The organism is Sphingomonas palmae (genome assembly GCF_900109565.1).
Classification (GTDB): domain Bacteria; phylum Pseudomonadota; class Alphaproteobacteria; order Sphingomonadales; family Sphingomonadaceae; genus Sphingomonas; species Sphingomonas palmae.
This window is the reverse complement of the sequence record NZ_FNZZ01000001.1, coordinates 34149-50626: the sequence shown is the minus strand read 5'-3', so window position 1 is coordinate 50626 and position 16478 is coordinate 34149. Positions and strand designations below refer to the sequence as shown.

11 protein-coding genes are annotated in these 16478 nt (G+C 67.4%); 5 read left to right on the top strand and 6 right to left on the bottom strand.

Annotated features, from left to right (window positions below; translation table 11 throughout):
- Window positions 1–119: 119 nt before the first annotated feature.
- The 3 genes from BMW51_RS00215 to BMW51_RS00205 all read right to left on the bottom strand — a co-directional run bounded on the left by BMW51_RS00215 (window position 120) and on the right by BMW51_RS00205 (window position 7561).
- Window positions 120–6005 (bottom strand): DUF3320 domain-containing protein, encoded by a 5886-nt coding sequence (locus BMW51_RS00215; protein WP_093002237.1) that lies wholly within the window; start codon window positions 6003–6005, stop codon window positions 120–122.
- Between the two features lie 208 nt (window positions 6006–6213).
- Window positions 6214–6687, bottom strand: a complete 474-nt coding sequence (locus BMW51_RS00210) for a group I truncated hemoglobin (protein WP_218139352.1) — start codon at window positions 6685–6687, stop codon at window positions 6214–6216.
- A 1-nt stretch (window position 6688) separates the two neighbouring features.
- The gene (locus BMW51_RS00205; protein WP_093002235.1) at window positions 6689–7561 is read right to left on the bottom strand and encodes a DUF3034 family protein; all 873 of its coding nucleotides are present in this window, start codon (window positions 7559–7561) and stop codon (window positions 6689–6691) included.
- A 126-nt stretch (window positions 7562–7687) separates the two neighbouring features.
- Here BMW51_RS00205 and BMW51_RS00200 point away from each other — a divergent pair, with 126 nt between their 5' ends.
- Window positions 7688–8242, top strand: a complete 555-nt coding sequence (locus BMW51_RS00200) for a cupredoxin domain-containing protein (protein WP_093002233.1) — start codon at window positions 7688–7690, stop codon at window positions 8240–8242.
- Window positions 8239–10548, top strand: coding sequence for a putative bifunctional diguanylate cyclase/phosphodiesterase (locus BMW51_RS00195; protein ID WP_093002231.1), 2310 nt, complete (start codon window positions 8239–8241; stop codon window positions 10546–10548). The genes BMW51_RS00200 and BMW51_RS00195 overlap by 4 nt, the downstream gene beginning before the upstream one ends.
- Before the next feature lie 284 nt (window positions 10549–10832).
- Here BMW51_RS00195 and BMW51_RS00190 read toward each other — a convergent pair whose 3' ends face one another.
- Complete coding sequence (locus BMW51_RS00190) at window positions 10833–11720, bottom strand: LysR family transcriptional regulator (RefSeq protein WP_093002229.1); 888 nt, start codon at window positions 11718–11720, stop codon at window positions 10833–10835.
- 85 nt (window positions 11721–11805) lie between these two features.
- Here BMW51_RS00190 and BMW51_RS00185 point away from each other — a divergent pair, with 85 nt between their 5' ends.
- Window positions 11806–12774, top strand: coding sequence for an SDR family NAD(P)-dependent oxidoreductase (locus tag BMW51_RS00185; RefSeq protein WP_093003700.1), 969 nt, complete (start codon window positions 11806–11808; stop codon window positions 12772–12774).
- 3 nt (window positions 12775–12777) lie between these two features.
- Here BMW51_RS00185 and BMW51_RS00180 read toward each other — a convergent pair whose 3' ends face one another.
- Complete coding sequence (locus BMW51_RS00180) at window positions 12778–14130, bottom strand: ATP-binding protein (RefSeq protein ID WP_093002227.1); 1353 nt, start codon at window positions 14128–14130, stop codon at window positions 12778–12780.
- Window positions 14127–14825, bottom strand: a complete 699-nt coding sequence (locus tag BMW51_RS00175; protein WP_093002225.1) for a response regulator — start codon at window positions 14823–14825, stop codon at window positions 14127–14129. The genes BMW51_RS00180 and BMW51_RS00175 overlap by 4 nt, the downstream gene beginning before the upstream one ends.
- A gap of 128 nt (window positions 14826–14953) precedes the next feature.
- Between BMW51_RS00175 and BMW51_RS00170 the strand changes: the two genes are divergently transcribed.
- A complete protein-coding gene (locus BMW51_RS00170) occupies window positions 14954–15463 on the top strand; it encodes a hypothetical protein (protein ID WP_093002223.1) in 510 nt (169 codons plus the stop codon).
- Window positions 15460–16476 carry a hypothetical protein gene (locus BMW51_RS00165; protein ID WP_093002221.1) on the top strand — a complete coding sequence of 339 codons (1017 nt, stop codon included), beginning with the start codon at window positions 15460–15462 and terminating at the stop codon, window positions 16474–16476. The genes BMW51_RS00170 and BMW51_RS00165 overlap by 4 nt, the downstream gene beginning before the upstream one ends.
- Window positions 16477–16478 lie beyond the last annotated feature (2 nt).

Here is a 16478-nt window from a genome sequence, read left to right as displayed (position 1 = left end):
CAGAAGTGGCCGTCAAAAGCGGTTCGGGAGCTTCCCAGAAGCGGACGCTTGTTCAGGATTGCAGGGTTCGTCGCCCCGAGAAGGACGAGTGACAACGGTCTGCTATTTGTTAGATCGTGCTAGGATGTAGCCCGGACAATTCGCTCCCTCGCCGCCGAGGAGAGGCGCCTCACTCCGAAGAAGCGCGCGATCTCCACCGGATCGCCTAAGCGGCGGGCAGCGCGTAGCTCCTCGATCGCGATGTCCTCAATCTGCCGGATGTCGTCCTCGGTCGTGGGCTCGCGGGCTACGTGCCATGCCAGCCGCTCATCCGCGGACTGCCAGACGAAGCAGGCGTCATCCTCCTCGCTGACATGGTGCCCGTGCTCCACCACCATCATGACGCGGTTGCGGATCAGACGCCCGGATCTCTGAAAACGGTGAGCCCTGGCGATGCGCTGGACTAGCATGGTCTCCGAAACGGGTGCCTCTTTCTCGAGCACACGCGCGACGAGCTGCCGCAGCACGCCACTGTATCCCGGATCGTAGAACGTTGCAGGGTCGATGCTCGCGGCAAGATCGCCGAAGACGGTCCGGCAGTACTTGGCGAACACCGGCACGGCGCCTCCCACGCTGGGCACCTCTGCAGGCGACGCGTGCCCGTATAGCGGCTCCGCACGCAATGGCCCGGGATCGGCGCCGCTGCGGGCAGCCTCTTCGACGCCGCCGCGCTCGCCGTTGCGGTCGTCCGGATCGACGACTGCCTTATCAGGGCTCTCGGGGCTGACGATCGGCTCGACAGCCTCCGGCACCGACTCGAACGCCTCCTGAGTTCCGCCGTTCTCCTCGGCAGCCGCGCGGTCACTCGCCAGCATGCCACTCAGCGCCACGTGAATGCGGTCTGCCGCGCGCGCCTTGTCGATCCACCAATCCGTCGACCAAACCCGCAGAAGCCGCCAGCCAAGACCCTCCAGAATTGCGCCGCGAACCCGATCTCGATCCCTAGCGGTCGCCGCGCTGTGGTAGGTGGCTCCGTCGCATTCGACACCGGCAAGATAGTCACCGGGGCGATCAGGGTGCACCACGCCAAGATCAATCCGGAACCGAGACACGCCCACTTGGGTGACGACGGTCCACCCTCGACGCTGGAGTTCCCAGGCGACGGCCTCCTCGAACGGCGAGTCCGCCCCTCCCATCGACCCGCGGGTCGCCTCGGCGAGCGCCCTGGGCCCTCGCTCAGCGAACTCGACGAAGTGCTTTAGGTCTGCGATCGCGCGCTGGCTGGTGCGCGTGAGGTCGATCATCCCCGGGTCGAATGAGGTGAAGACCTTCATCTCCTGGCGCGCGCGGGTAATCGCGACATTGAGGCGGCGCCAGCCACCCTGTGCATTCAGCTTGCCGAAGTTCATCGACATGGTCCGGCCGCCGGGCTCGGTCGGACCGAAGGAGATGCCCAGCAGCACAACGTCGCGCTCGTCGCCCTGCGCGGTCTCCAAATTGCGCACAACGACCGGCTCCAACCGCTGCTCAGTGTCGAAGTGGGGCTCGATCTCAGGGTGGGCGCGCCGCGCCCTGTCGAGCAGATCCTCGATGAGCTTCATCTGCTCGGCGTTCATGGTGATGATTGCGAGCGTGAGCGACCGACCCGATCCGTCGACGAAGGCGGAGTCGCGCAGGCGTCGCACGGCATCGTCCACGATGGCGGCGGCCTCGATCGCGTTGGTCTTCTCCGCACCCCTGGCCCAGACGCCCGGCACGCGCTGCCAGGAGACGGCACTCGCCCGCGTGACCGGCGCGGGAAAGGTTACGAGCTTGCCGTCGTAGTAGCGATGGTTGGAGAAGGTGATCAAGCTTTCGTGGCGGCTGCGATAGTGCCAGTCGAGGCTGTGCTGCGGGACACCCGCGCCGAGGCACTCGTCAAGGATGCTGTCCAGGTCCGGCTCGACGTCGCCGTCCGTGATAACGGAGCCGACGCCGCGCTGGAAGTCGTTGCTCGGCGGCATCTGCCGGGGATCGCCAGCGATCACCACCTGCCGACCACGCGCCATGGCGCCGATCGCGTCCCAAGGCGTAATCTGCGACGCCTCGTCGAAGATGACGAGGTCGAACAGGGCCTGATCGGCAGGCAGGTACTGCGCGATCGAGAGCGGGCTCATCAGCATGCAGGGAGCCAGCCGAGTGAACGCGTCGCCCATGTCGGAGGCGAGCTGGCGTATCGGCTTGCTCGGGCGCTGCAGCTGCAGCTGGTGCTTCAGCACGCCGTAGCCTTCGCGCCCCGTTGCCTCCCCCTTGTCCGGTATGGTGCCGCAGAGCCGCGCCCGAATGTAGCGCGAGGCGAGCTCCCCCATGCGCTCGTCCACTTCTCTGAAGCGGGCCAAGCGGTCCTCCTGCTCACCGACCATGAAGCGGGTAAGCAGCGGCTCGGCGTCGATGCGGCTGGCTGCGAACCAGGATGCGTATCCGGTTTCGAAGGCGGCGACCGTCTCAGCCGGTCCAACTGCTCCGGCCTCGAGCGCTGCAATCAGCGGCATGAGGCAGGCGGCGACCGCCTCGTCCCTGACCCGTCGCCAGTTCGCCCAAGCGTTAAGCCTGCTCTGGTTGTCGCGGACCGCGCCGGCGCGGCCGCGCAGAACGTCGAGTTCTGCCCCCGGAACGGCCCGGGAGAGCTCGTCAAACCTTGCCGCCCCTTCGTCGAGGGACCGCAGCGCGTCCTCCATTTTTTGAAGGGCGCTGGCGATTGGGCTAAAGCCGGAGAGCATATCGTTGGCGTCAACGATTAGACGGGAGACCGCGGTCCGGAGCGCGATCATCGCGTCAGGACCGTCAGCCTCGCCGGCGATCGCGGCGCGCAGTCGGTTCGCCCTTGCGACGGCGTCCTCCACCTCCGCGGCATCGGTCGCCAGCCCCGCCCATCCCGGTACGCCCGCGGCGCGCGTGGAGAGGCCATCGATCCGCCCGAGCAGTGCCTGGAGACGATCCAGCCGCGGCAGGTCGGCCGCCGGATCGACCATTCCTAGCGCACCGCCGGCAACTCCAAGAGAGCGGGCGACACGCCGCCTCGCGAGCGTGGCGAGGAACCAGAACCTGCCCTCAGCCTCGTTCCAGGCGGCCTGCAGCGCGGGGATGTCGACGCGGCGGGCAGCCTCGGGCGCATAGCGGGACGAGAGCGCTGCCTCCTCCTCGCGATAGGCGTCGATCAAGGCGCATCCCTCCCGCGCCGCCGCCACCTTCTCAGCCATATCCGGAGCGAAGGCGAAGCGCATGTCGCGCCCGTGACACTCGAGGACGGCGCGGAGCAGCGAAGCCGCACGCCGAAGCTCCTCCCGAGTTCCCAGCCTCAGCGGCAGACCCGCAGCGGTGGCAACCCCATCGCGCGCGCGCTCCACCGCCTCGATCAGCGCGGGCATCGCCGCGGCGCTTGCGACGATCTCCCGCTGCCATCCGTTCGTCCACTCGGAGCAGGCGACGCCCTCAAAGTCTGCCGGAAGCCCGGCGACCTCGCGTCGGGCGATGCCGAGTCGCCGCGCAACGTCGCGCAGGCGCTTCATCTCGGCCGCGTCGTGGCCGGGCCCGGGCGGGAAGTCGAACGCGGGTGTCGTCGGGCACCCATCGCGCACGCTGCGACCGATCGCCCGGTGGATGGTCCAACCATTCGCGTGTCGATCATGCAGCAGGCGGACAAGGTCATTGAGTTCGTCCCTGAGCCCCTTGGCGTCGCCGGCCTCCCGCTCCCACTCCTGGGCCGAGAGAGCCTCGCGCGTGCTCCACGCCCGGTCGAGCTGGCTGAGCACCGCGGCCTTCGTCGCCTTGGCGGAGTGGAGCTCCAGGCAGAACGGACCTAGCCCATTATCTGCCAGCCGTCGCTGCACGACGTCGAGCGCGGCCTTCTTCTCCGCCACGAACAGCACCCGTCGGCCGAGCGCCAGATTGTGTGCGATCATGTTCGCTATGGTTTGTGACTTGCCTGTGCCCGGCGGACCGTCGAGGACGAAGTCGCGCCCCTGAGCCGAGGCTACAACGGCCGCGAGCTGCGAGCTGTCCGCCGGCAGCGGCGTGTAGATGGAAGCCGGGTCGACGATGCGGTCCAGATCCTCGGGTCGGGGGAACGGATCCCGATCCGCGAAGGCCTTGCCGTCGCGGTCGATGAGGTGGCGGACCAGCGGACTTTCTCGGAGCCGCTCCGCACGGTCGACCAGGTCCTTCCACATCAGGTATTTTGCAAAAGAGAACGTACCGAGCGCTACGTCGGGGACGACCTCGAACCCTGCCATATCGCGCACGGCCCCGCGCACCGTGCGCCAGATCCCCGCCACGTCGATGCCGCTGTCGTCCTTTGGCAGCTCGCCTTCCAGGCCTGGTATGGCGAGCTCAAAGTCCTGGCGAAGGAGCTCGAGCAGGGTGAGGTTGAAGCGAGGCTCGTCCTCGTGGGCCGTCATTACGACGCCCGACAACGCGCTCTTTCGATCCAGGCGCACGGGCAGGAGTATTAGGGGCGCACGGTAAGTCCGCTCCTCACCTGCCGCCTTCTTCCACTTGAGAAAGCCCAGCGCGAGATAGAGGGTGTTGGCGCCACCCTCCTCCATGTCGGTCCTGGCTTTGCGGAACAGCTCGATGACGAGCGGGTCCAGCTTGTCCTTGGCAAGCGGCGCGAGCGCCTCGCCACGCGCAAGGGCGGCCTTGGCGACCTCTGCGCGCAGGCTCTCCTGCGTCTGCTGCTCGTAGAGCCTCTCGTCACGGCCACCGACCGACAGGTCCGGCATCGGGGCGATGCGCACCTTCCTGCCCGAGGCGAGCAGATCCTCGAGCGCGCCGGGATCGGGGCAGAGCAGCTTCAGCACCTTCGCTCCGTCCGGAAGGTGCAGCAGCCTGTTGCTGGTCGTCAGGTTGAGGAGCTTGCGCTGCCACTGCCGAATGCGGTCCCCGGGGCAGTCGGGGGCGACCTCGACTTCGACGTCGAACGCCGGCAGCGCGGGTGCGGCCTCCAAGGCCTCGACGACCGATGGCGCGTCGCCCGCTGGCCTAGGACTTACGCCGGTGGAAACTGCGAGGGGGCGGATCTTCTGGATGCGCGCACGCCGCACGTCGATGGCCATCTGGAACGCGGCCTCGGAGCCCTCGTCAACCTGGCGCCGGGCCGCCGCCATCGCCTGGCTGAAGCTCGCCGGCGGGCTGTGCGTAGCCAGCGTCGTCTCGATGAGCACCAAGTCATCGATGTCGAACCTGCGCCGGATCGCGGCTGCCTCGTCGGTGATCAGGTGCGCGAACTCGACCGGCTGGAGCCACACGCCCACAAATGCGTGGCCTTCGGTCATCACCAACAGTGGATTGAGGCCTCCCTGCTCCAGCGCGGCCGCGAACAGCAATGCTGTGTCGAGGCAGGTAGCGAGACCACCATCGAGCACCGCGCCCGGCGTCCGCACCTTCTGCCCGACCTGCTCAAAGCTAGCCGGCGGCACGCAATAGGACAATCTGAGACCGACAACGGCCGACCAGATCGCGGACGCGATTTCCCAGACGCGCTCGCGGCTGCCGTTGACGTATCCGTCGATGCTGTGCGGCTTGCCGGCTCGCCGCAGGACCTCCGATGCGTCTTTCAGCACGCGGTCGACTGCCGGGTCGTTGGGCATCACGAAAGCCGGGAGCAGCTCGGCCATCGCGACTATGCCGCCCCATTCATTGTGGGCGAGCAGCTCAACCGGGTGCGAAGACCTGGCGAGCTCGACCCCATCAGCACTTTTCAGGCTCAGGATCACCGTGCCGGTCACGCGCTCCGTCAGCTCAGACAAATAGGTCGCGTTCAGCTCGACGACGCGGTCCGGGATCTGGATCGTGTCGCCGCCTGCTACCCGCTCAATGCGCCAGGTCTTGGGCTGCACAAACGGCGGATCGGCGATGAGGCGGAGTTGGAGCCCCTCCGTGGGCGCCGCTCCCCGCGCGACCACCGCGATCTCGCGGAGCAACGGCACCGCGTTCTGGTGTGAGGCGAAGCCGACCTTCGGCGAGACGGTTGCCACTATCTCAAACATTGTACTTCGCCCCCTGTCCCTGGATGAGCGTAGCGTGTGCTAACACTTTGCCAAGGCAGCCTGACCCACGAAGGAGCCTTGTTCGAGAAAAAGCAAAAGGGTTCCTACGACCCACAACCAGTCGCTGTAGGCGAAGCCGCCTTTGCTCAAAAGCTACCGTTTGTTCAGCCGAGCCTTAATATGATCCATGTAACAGCGAAATCGCAGTTCAGCGCTCGACGACATCGCGGTGCATCGGGGCGAGCTTTGCCAGGAAGCGGTTCTGCGCCGCGAACACCACGTGCTCGGCGCGCATCGCGGCCTGCAAGTTTTCGACCAGCGCGACCATGTCGGCCTGCTGAATGCCCATGTCCTTGTGCGCCGTCTTCATGTCGCGCCCGGTGTAGGTGCAGCCGCCGCCAAGGATGTAGCAGAACTGCTCCTTTAGCGTCCGGCGAAGGCGCACCATGTCCTGGTTACGAAAGATGTCGCTGATTCGTGGATCCTTCTGGTTGCGCGCGACGAGATCGTTGACGATCCGCGACACGCCCGCGCTGCCGTGGAACGCCTGCCACAGCTGGTCGTTCGCGAAAGGCTTGGCGCCGGCGTTGGCGTCGGCCTGCATGTAGGGCGCGATGGGCTCCTCGCCCGGCGGCGGAGTGGCAACGGTCGCCTGGAGCAGCAGGACGGCGGCGATCAGCATGTCATAACGAACCTTGGATTGATAGAAAGGCGCCGCGCTGGCGGCGGACGGTGGCGATGTCACCGAGATCGACATAGGCGGCGGTGAGCGACACGTTCCGCGCGAGCGCCCAGGCGGCGAACGCGTCGACCGCCGTCTGCTCGCATGCGAAATTAAGGTTGCTCGGCTTGGTGCGCGCCTCGGCGCCAAGCACGAAGCGTGGCGAGAGCATGATGCCGGCCGATCCCTCAAACTGAGGCCGGTAGTGATCGTGGCGATCGCCGCCGAAGCCGAGCAGGCCGAACTGATTCGCCTTGGTCGCGCGAACCGTCGCGTTCAGCACAAGGCTGCGCGACAGCAAGACCTTGGTCGCGGCGACGTAGAAGTCGGTGCCGCGATCGTGCCGGCCGCCGACCGCGCGGATGATCGCGCCACGGTTCGCGCGCTTGTGCTGCACGCCGACCGCGATCTGCGGCAGCCAGCTGTCCTGATCCCACACCGCGTCGCCGATCACGCGCAGCTTGGCGCCGTAGATGTCCTGCTGGAAGGTGAAGCCACGCCCGAGCCCGAGCGCGGCGCCAGCGGCGCGCGTGTCGAAGCTCTGGTGCGTGTAAGACAGCTCCAGCCGATCGTTGACGCCGATCGCCGCGCCGAAGCTCTCGAGATCGAAGTCGGGGAGCGCCACCAACGTGGCGTTCACCTTGCCGCCGACGCCGTCGCGGGTTTCGTTGCCCGCGATTACCGCCCAGGTGGCCAGCCCGCCACCCGCCGCGCCCTCGACGCTGGTGACGCCGTTGGTCAGGAGGAGCTTGCCGCCCCATCGGCGATCCCCAGCCGATGCGGGTTGGGCAGCGAACAGCAGCGCCAGCGCGGCGACCAGGGCAGAGCGACTCATGCACCGCTTCTGCCGCCTCAACCGCAAAAACTTGGTTAACGAGAGCGTTTACCCGCGGGAAACTACCGCGCAGCTACTCAAGGTGCGATGCGCATCCTTCACATTCTCGCCGCTGCCGGAGCCGCCATGCCGATCGCCACGGCGGCCGCCGCGGCGCCGGTCACCATCCAAGTGATCGGCCCCGACGGGCGCCCGCTCGCCGGCGCAGTCGTCACCGTAACGATGCTGGGTACGCCACCGCCGGCCCCACGCGGGTCCTATTCGGTAGCGCAGCGCAACATCCAGTTCGATCCGCAGGTGCTGATCGTCCCCGTCGGCGCCACCGTCAGCTTCCCCAACTTCGACAAGGTGCGCCACCACGTCTACTCGTTCTCCAAGCCCAAGAAGTTCGAGCTGAAGCTGTTCGGTCGCGACGAGAGCCGTACGATCACCTTCGACAAGCCAGGAGCGGTGATGCTAGGCTGCAACATCCACGACAGCATGAACGGCGTCGTCTACGTCACGGCGAGCCCGTACACTGCGCTTACCGACGCCAACGGCCGCGTGCGGATGAACGTCGCCGCGGGAGGCGGCCGCGTCGCGGTGTGGCACCCGTCGATCCGAAGTGCGAACAATACGTTGGAACAGCCCGCGCCGATCGCAGCGACGGGGCTCAACACGACGTTGCAGCTGCGTCGATGAACCTGTCGCTGCCGCCGTTTCGCACGCTGCGTACGAAGCTGACGGTCCTTTACGCGGGACTGTTCACGATCGGCTTGGTCGCGCTCGCGGTGCTGGCGCAGGTGATGATCGAACGGAGCGCACGCAGTTCCGCGACCGACGAGCTCGCCACCAGCGCCTCGGTCTACGATCGGTTGTGGCAGGAGCGCGAGCGCTCACTCGCGGGCGCAGCGGACGTGGTGGCGCGAGACTTCGGCTTCCGCAGTGCGGTTGCCAGCAACGACGTCGCGACGATCGAGTCGGCGCTGGACAGTCTGCGTGCACGCGCTGGCGTGCCGCACGCCGTGCTCGTCACGAACGAAGGTCAGGTGATCGGCGGCGCGGGCGAACTGGGCGGTAAGATCAGTCGCTTCGTCGGCGCGATTCAGGGCGATCGCCGCGATGCGGTGGTCGCATCTGATTACTCCGTCCATCGCATCGTCACCGCGCCGGTTCTGGCACCCAACGAGATTGGCCGCATTGCGTTCGTAGTGCCGCTCGACGCGTCGGAGATGCGTGGGCTGGAAAAGCTGTTCGCGATCCCGCTCACCGCGGAGATGCTGATCCGCACGCGCACCGGCGCCTGGAGCGATGGGCATGTCACCTTTCCGGCCAGCACCGGACGCTCGGTCACCAACATCGACACGCCCGCCGGGCGCAGCTTCGCGATCGTGCGCCCACTCGCCGCGCCCGACGGTCCTGCGCAGGCCGCGCTGCTGCTCAGCTATCCGATGGCACGCGCGATGCAGTCGTACCGCTCGATTCAGATCGGGCTCGTCGCTGCGGGGCTCGCGTGGATGGTAATGATCGTCATCGGCACCGGCCGGCTGGCGCGCGGCATCGCCAAGCCGATCGTGGCGCTCGACGCGGCGGCGCGACGGCTGGAGGAGGGCGAACGCGCCGAGGTACCGGTGAAGAGCGACGACGAGGTCGGCCGTCTGGCGCGCTCGTTCAACCGCATGTCGTTCGGCATCAAGGAGCGAGAGGAACGCATAACGCACCTAGCCTTCCATGACGGACTGACCGATCTACCGAATCGCGCCTTCTTCCAGCAATCGCTCGACCAGGCGGTCGCGCGCGCCAAGCGACTCGACGAAAAAGTTGGCGTGCTGTGCCTCGACCTCGACGGGTTCAAGAGCATCAACGACACGCTCGGCCATCCAGTCGGCGACGCGCTGCTCCGCCACGTCGCGCAACGGCTGCTCCGCGTCGCCGAAGGAGCGATGGTGGCACGGCTCGGGGGTGACGAGTTCGCCATCGTGGTTTCGGAGAGCGACGACTTGGGCCGCTCGCGCCGGCTGGCGCAGGCGGTTCTCGACACCTTTTCCGAGCCGCTGGAAGTCGATGGTCACACAATCGCCACGGGCAGCAGCATCGGCATTTCAATGTATCCGGCCGACGGCAAGGAAGCGGCGGTGCTGCTGAAGAATGCCGACCTGGCGCTCTACCGAGCCAAGCAGGACGGTCGTGGCAACTTCCGCTTCTTCGAACAATCGCTCGACGAAGCGGCGCGACGGCGGCGCCAGATCGAGACTGACCTGCGCGTTGCGATCCGCACCGGGCAACTCCAGCTCCACTTCCAGCCGATCGTCGCCAGCGACGGCGAGGCGATTAGGGGATTCGAGGCGCTGCTGCGCTGGCCGCATCCCGAACGCGGCTTCATTCCTCCAGTGGAATTCATCCCGGTTGCCGAGGAAACCGGCCTGATCACGCAAGTCGGCGAATGGGTGATGCACGAGGCGTGCCGCGTTGCCACCACGTGGCCCGAGCACGTGCGGGTTGCGGTGAACGTGTCGCCGCTCCAGTTCCGCTCACAGGGGTTCGGCTCGGTTGTGCTCCAGGCGCTGTCGACCAGCGGACTTGCACCAAACCGGCTTGAGATCGAAATCACCGAATCGGTATTCCTCGAAGGCGAGACCGGCGTGCTCCAGATTCTGCACATGCTCCGCGCGCTCGGCGTTCGCGTGGCGCTCGACGATTTCGGCACCGGCTATTCCTCGCTCAGCTACCTGCGCTCGTTCCCGTTCGACAAGATTAAAATCGACCGTTCGTTCGTCACCAATGTCGCGAACGACGCTAGTGCTGCGGCGATCGTCAAGGCGATCGTGGACCTCGCCACCGCGCTGAACATGGAAACAACGGCGGAAGGCGTCGAGGATGCGGGGCAGCACGCCGAGCTTCAGGCTCAGGGTTGCAGCACGCTGCAGGGATTTCTGTTCAGCCGGCCCTTGGATGCTGTAGCGGCCGGACAGATGGTGGGAAGTTCAAAGGTAAAACGCGCTGCCTGACGGTGGGCCCGCGGCCACGAGCCATGCGGGGGATGCGCTGACGAGCTTTGTTTGAACATCCGCTTCGACCCAGAAGCGGTCATTCAGGCGCGTCTTTAGCCTTCCAGAAAGCGGACGCTTGTTCATCCCGGCAAGTTTGAACGGATCGCAGATGTTGGAATGAACAGGGTGGTCAGCCATCTGCTAACGCAGCCGACTTGGCGCTGACTTCTGACACTCCGAATCTTCCTGACGCCCGTCTTTTCGGGCGTTCATGGCTCCACCGGCCGCTAGGCGCGATCGCATCATGTGATAGCTAGCTTGTCGAACTCGCTGACCAAGTAATTGAACACGGCAGCGACCCTCGGGAGAAGCCGCAAGTCTTCGTGCGTGACGATCCAGGTTTCCAGGGCAGGCAGGCATAGCTCTGCCAAGACCCGGCGGAGCGACGGGTCGCGCCTGCCCACGCCGCATTGCGTCACGCCGATGCCGACACCCGCGCGGATGAGCGCCAGTTGGGCCGGGTGGCTGTCGACGCGAGCCACGAACCGCCCGAGCGGGATGTCGCTACGGTGCGCCTCCAGCATGGCGAGGTCGAAACGGTGACGGTCAGGCCCGACCAGATCATGGTCGTCAAGGTCCGCGACGGTGTCGGGCCGGCCGCGCCTGGCGAGGTAATCGACATGCGCGAAGAAGCCGAGTTCGATCGGCGGCACCTTGCGGGCGATGAGTGCTCCTTGCGACGGCTGTTGCATACGGACGGCGACGTCCGCCTCCTGCTCGAGGATATTGGCGACAATGTCGCTTAGCTCAATCTCGAGGATGAGGTCGGGGTGCTGGCGACGCAGCTCCGCCACCATTGGTGGTAGCACCTCCTGCCCGATGAACTGGGGGACGCTGATCCTGACCCGCCCTGCGACGCGATCCGGCGGGGCGGAGGCCGCGCGGACGAACGCCTCTGACGCGCGCGCCATCGCCCGTGCCGCGGCGCCGAGCGATCGCGCCTGCTCGGTCGGGACCAGCCCGCGTACCGATCGCGTGAACAGCACCGTCCCGAGCGCCTGCTCCAGTGCCTCGAGCCGGGCCCGCATCGTCGGCTGCGTCACGCCAAGCCGGCGTGCGGCGGCGGACAGGCTGCCTTCCTCGAGCACGGCGAGAAAGGCGCGCTGGTCCTCCCAATCGATGCTCTTCATCAAAAATGCTCCAGCAGCTGAACGCAGTTCCTCAATTACCTTCCATCACCCAGCACGCCAAATCCATCCCGAAAGGAGAATGGTCATGAAGCAAGGCAAAACCGCGCTGGTTCTGGGCGCGACGGGCGGCATTGGGGGGGAGACGGCGGCGGCGCTGCTGCGGCACGGCTGGAAGCTCGTGGCGATGGCGCGTGATCCGGAGCGGGCCGCCGCAGCATCGGGAGAGCGACTGCGCGGGGTCGCGTGGACGCGAGGCGACGCGATGGTTGCGGCCGACGTCCTGCGTGCGGCGCACGGGGTGGACGTGATCGTCCACGCGGTGAACCCGCCCGCCTATCGCGGCTGGGGCGAGCTGGTGCTGCCGATGATCCTCAACACCATCGCGGCGGCCGAAGCGACCGGAGCACGCATCGTGCTGCCCGGCACCGTCTACAATTACGGGGCCGATGTGCCGGCCGATGTGGCCGAGGACGCGCCGCAGCACCCGGCGACCGAAAAGGGACGGCTCCGCGTCGAGCTGGAGCAGCGCCTGGCCCGTGCTGTCGATCGCGGAGGCCGGGTGCTCATCGTCCGCTTCGGCGATTTTTTCGGGCCGCATTCGGGCAACAACTGGTTCAGCCAGGGGCTGGTGACGCCGGGCCGCCGGCTCGCCTCGATCACGTATCCGGGCGGCAGGGGCGTCGGCCATAGCTGGACCTATCTACCCGACGCAGCGGAGACGATCGCGCGGCTGCTCGATCACGAGGAAGATCTGGAGCCGTTCGCGCGATTTCATGCCGAGGGGGTGTGGGACGCCGACGGCACCGCGATGGTCGACGCCATCGCCCGGGCGGTCGGCCGGCCAGAGACGAGGGTGAAGCCGCTGCCATGGCCACTGTTCGCCGTCCTCGGCCTGTTCAACGAGACGCTGCGCGGCCTGTATGGCATGCGTCATCTCTGGCGCGTCCCCCTGCGCCTCGACAACCGCAAGCTCGTCGCGTTCCTCGGCGAAGAACCGCGGACGCCGCTGCCGGTCGCAGTGGCGGACACGCTGCGCGCGCTCGAGATCGATTGAATGCTACGTCGGGCGCGCGTTCAGCGGGAGGCTGATCGTCACCTGCGCGCCGCCATACGTCGACTCCCCGATCGCTATCGTGCCGCGATGCCCCTCGACGATCTGCTGGACGATGGCGAGACCGAGGCCCGAGCCGGCCAGCCCTGCCCGCCTCGCCTGCTCGCCGCGGCAATAGGGTTGGAGCATCTCGGCGCGCTGATCGGGCGAGATACCCGGCCCATCGTCCTCGACCGCCAGCCAGGCGTGATCGGCGGTCGAGCCCGTCGTCACCACGACGCGGTCGCGGCCGTACTTGATGGCATTGTCGATGAGGTTGGCGACGACCCGGCGGAGCGCGAGCGCGTCGCCGAGGCAGGGGGCGTCGTCGAGCGCTAGATCGATGGCGCCCTGCTGGCCGCGAGCGTCGCGCTCCGCCGCCTCGCTAGCGGCGATATCAGCGAGGTCGATGGGCAGGCGTTCCGGACCGATCGCCGTGCCGCGCGCGAAGGCCAGCGCATCGGACAGCATCGCGTCCATCCGCTCGAGATCACGCTCGAGCGCCGCTCGCGCCGCAGGGTCGTCCAGCGCCGCGACTCGCAACCGCATCCGGGTCAGGACCGTGCGCAGATCGTGCGAGATCGCCCCGATCATCAGCGAGCGCTCGCCGAGCAGCGTCATCACGCGGGCCTGCATCGCGGCGGCGGCTTCTCCGGTGCGTCGAATATCCGCGGCAGCGGGCAACGGGCCCGAGATCGTCACCGCGGTACCGTCGAAAGCGCGCATCGCGCGGGCGACCCGGCGCAGCGGCCGGGTTTCGCGCGCTGTGCCCCACAATGCCAGCAGCACAATCAGCGTCGCGGCGGCACCCATCCATTGGCTGGCGGGCAAGCCGAACAGGCGCGGCAATTCCGTGTCGCCCGGTGACGGCATGTCCATCACGAGCAGCCGCCCGTCGGCCAGGCGAGCAACAGCGCGCGCCATGTAGCCTTCCACACCGTCCGCTGAACGGCGTGGCGTGAACACGACGCTGGTATAGGCTCGAACGGGCGTTTTGCTTCGCAGGTAAATTCGCAGTCGTGCGGTCAAGCGGGGGGCGTAACGCAGGTCGGATGAAGGCCGATCGATCGATGCCAAACGCGTCACGACATCGACCCCATTGCCGGCCCGCAAGACCATAGGGATGCGTTCAGCCGGCTCCGATGCGGCAAGGTCGATTATACCTGCCGCGTGCTGCAGCCGAGGAAAGGGAATGCGGGCGAACACCGGGCGATGCGATTCCCGTACGTAGAACAGCGTGACGCCCAGCGTGCCGAGCAGGACGAGCGCGCCGAGCAGGATGAGGATCAGTCGTCCGAACAGATCGAGCCGGCGGATCATCCCCTTCGTACCGCAGCGGCGAGGATGTAGCCGGCGTTGCGCACCGTGCGGATCAGGCCCGCGACCTCACTGCCCGCCTCTTCCAGCCGCCGGCGCAGGCGACTGACCTGCATGTCGATCGAACGATCGAAAGCATCGGCGGCGCGCCCTCGGGTCAGGTCTAGCAGCCGGTCGCGCGACAGGACGCGCTGCGGCGCCTGCGCAAAGCTGAGTAAGAGGTCGAACTCGGCGGCGGTCAGCGACAGCTCGGCATCGCCGACGTGGACGCGCCGCGCGGCGGGATCGATTGCAAGATCGGCGAGGACCAGCCGCTCGCCCTCGACCGGTGCTCCACGGCGCAGCACCGCCCGGATGCGGGCAAGCAGGACCTGCGGGTTGAACGGCTTTGACACATAGTCGTCGGCGCCGCCGTCGAGTCCGGCGATCCGGTCGCCGTCCTCGTCGCGCGCGGTCAGCATCACCACCGGCGGACCGCCGCTCGCTCGAATCCGGCGGCAGATCGACAGGCCGTCTTCGCCGGGCAGCATCCAGTCGAGCACGACGAGTGCGACCCTGCGTTGAAACAGCACGGCATCGAGGGCCGCCCCGTCACGCGCGGTTGCGACCGCGAACCCATTCGCCGCCAGAAAGGCGGCGAGCAACTCGCGGATGTCCGCATCGTCCTCGCAGACGGCGATGAGCGGCTGGTCGGGCATAGTCGCATCAAGCGCCGGGCCGCGTGTGGAAGCAAGCGGCGTTACAAATTGTTACGCAAGCCAACCAACTTGTCACGAACCCGTGAAGGCAAGAGCCGATATGGCTTCAATCAACCCGGAGACTGCGCATGAAGACGATTGCGATGCTCATCCTTGTGGCTACCGCCGGCGCGGCCAGCGCCGCCGACTTCCCCGAGTGCAAGGTGCGCACCTTGGCACCCGTCATCGATGCTGGCGGCTATCGCAACGCGGCGGGGAAGATCCTGCCGGCTGATATTCTGCGCCGCGACGAGCACGGCGTTTCCTACTGCGCGCACGGCGGAACGTGCGTGCCCGAGCGCGTTCGCGGCCGGCAGGTCGTGCGGCTGATCAATTGCCGCCCGGGCAAGTCGATCGGCAACGGCGACTATCGGCTCGATCCGGACCCAAGGACGATGGGCGCCGCGAACGCGCGCCGCTTCCTGACCGCGCGCCAGGTCGGCGACAAGTTGGTGGACCTCGATTTCTCCAATGCCGCGATCGGCAGCTGGTCGAGCGACTATGCCACCAATCCCGCGTCGCCCAATGGACGGCTCGTCGCCCGGGCCCTGGCGGGCTCCAAGGAGGCCATTGCCAAGATGAAGGCCAAGCTGCCATGATCCGTCCTGTCGCCGTCATCGCTGCGGGTATACTCACGGCGACGGGCGCGCAGGCGCAGGAGGCGCCGCGCAGCATCGTCCCGATCCGCGAGGTCGACATCCGGCCAGTTGGTACGCCGCGCTACGTCATCGAGTTTGTCGTCAATGGCGCGCCGATGATGGCGGGGCTCGATACCGGCTCGACCGGGTTGCGGCTGCTGCCCCGTGCCGCGGCTCGGGCACGGGTCGCGCCGGGTGGCGAGGCGGAGACCTATTCCTACGGCAGCGGCGTCGAACTCGACGGCCGCCGCGTCGACGCCGATGTCGCGATCGGCGGCGCGCGCGGGCGCGTGGCAATTCAGGCGATCGATCGCGTAACGTGCGTGGCCCGACAGCCCGACTGTCCCGCCGCGCGCGTGTCCCCGGATGCCTATGGCCTGATGGGGTCTGGGCAGCCGGGGCAAGGCTTTCCCGCGATCATCGGCATCCGTTTGATGTCGGGACGAGTCGACAACCCGTTCCGGGCGCTGGGCGTCCGTCGCTGGATCGTCCACCTGCCTCAGCGCGGCGGTGGGGCGGGCGCGCTGGTCCTCAATCCCGAGGCGCGTGATCTCGCCGGCTTCGTGCCGTTGCAGCCCGGCGCGGCCAATCCGCGCGGCACCGTTGCGGGCTGCGTCTCGCTCGCCATCCCCGGGGCGGAGCGGCTGTGCGGCCCGACCCTGCTGGACACCGGTGCGCCGGGGCTGACAGTGCTTGATCGGTCGGCGCCGCCGCGGTGGCAGGAGGGAGCCCGTGCACGGATCGACTTCGCCCCGACCCGCGGCTCACCACCACCGGCGCTCGGCTTCGTGGCTGGCGATAAGGCGCATGGTGCGCATGCCACGTTCAAGCCGGGCGGGAGCGACCGCGTCACCATCCATGCGGGCACGCTCCCCTTCTACGCCTACGACGTGCTGTTCGACGCCGATAGTAATACGATTGCGGTGCGGCCCAACTTGGAGGCGGGGCCAGCCGTGGTGCCGCTGAACCAATAGGA

Excerpts from the sequence above, each read along its gene's own strand:
- BMW51_RS00215 (WP_093002237.1), bottom strand. The coding sequence starts at position 6,005 with ATGTTTGAGATAGTGGCAACCGTCTCGCCGAAGGTCGGCTTCGCCTCA.
- BMW51_RS00185 (WP_093003700.1), top strand. The coding sequence starts at position 11,806 with ATGAAGCAAGGCAAAACCGCGCTGGTTCTGGGCGCGACGGGCGGCATT.
- BMW51_RS00165 (WP_093002221.1), top strand. The coding sequence starts at position 15,460 with ATGATCCGTCCTGTCGCCGTCATCGCTGCGGGTATACTCACGGCGACG.
- BMW51_RS00200 (WP_093002233.1), top strand. The coding sequence starts at position 7,688 with ATGCCGATCGCCACGGCGGCCGCCGCGGCGCCGGTCACCATCCAAGTG.
- BMW51_RS00180 (WP_093002227.1), bottom strand. The coding sequence starts at position 14,130 with ATGATCCGCCGGCTCGATCTGTTCGGACGACTGATCCTCATCCTGCTC.
- BMW51_RS00190 (WP_093002229.1), bottom strand. The coding sequence starts at position 11,720 with ATGAAGAGCATCGATTGGGAGGACCAGCGCGCCTTTCTCGCCGTGCTC.
- BMW51_RS00175 (WP_093002225.1), bottom strand. The coding sequence starts at position 14,825 with ATGCCCGACCAGCCGCTCATCGCCGTCTGCGAGGACGATGCGGACATC.
- BMW51_RS00195 (WP_093002231.1), top strand. The coding sequence starts at position 8,239 with ATGAACCTGTCGCTGCCGCCGTTTCGCACGCTGCGTACGAAGCTGACG.
- BMW51_RS00170 (WP_093002223.1), top strand. The coding sequence starts at position 14,954 with ATGAAGACGATTGCGATGCTCATCCTTGTGGCTACCGCCGGCGCGGCC.
- BMW51_RS00205 (WP_093002235.1), bottom strand. The coding sequence starts at position 7,561 with ATGAGTCGCTCTGCCCTGGTCGCCGCGCTGGCGCTGCTGTTCGCTGCC.
- BMW51_RS00210 (WP_218139352.1), bottom strand. The coding sequence starts at position 6,687 with ATGCTGATCGCCGCCGTCCTGCTGCTCCAGGCGACCGTTGCCACTCCG.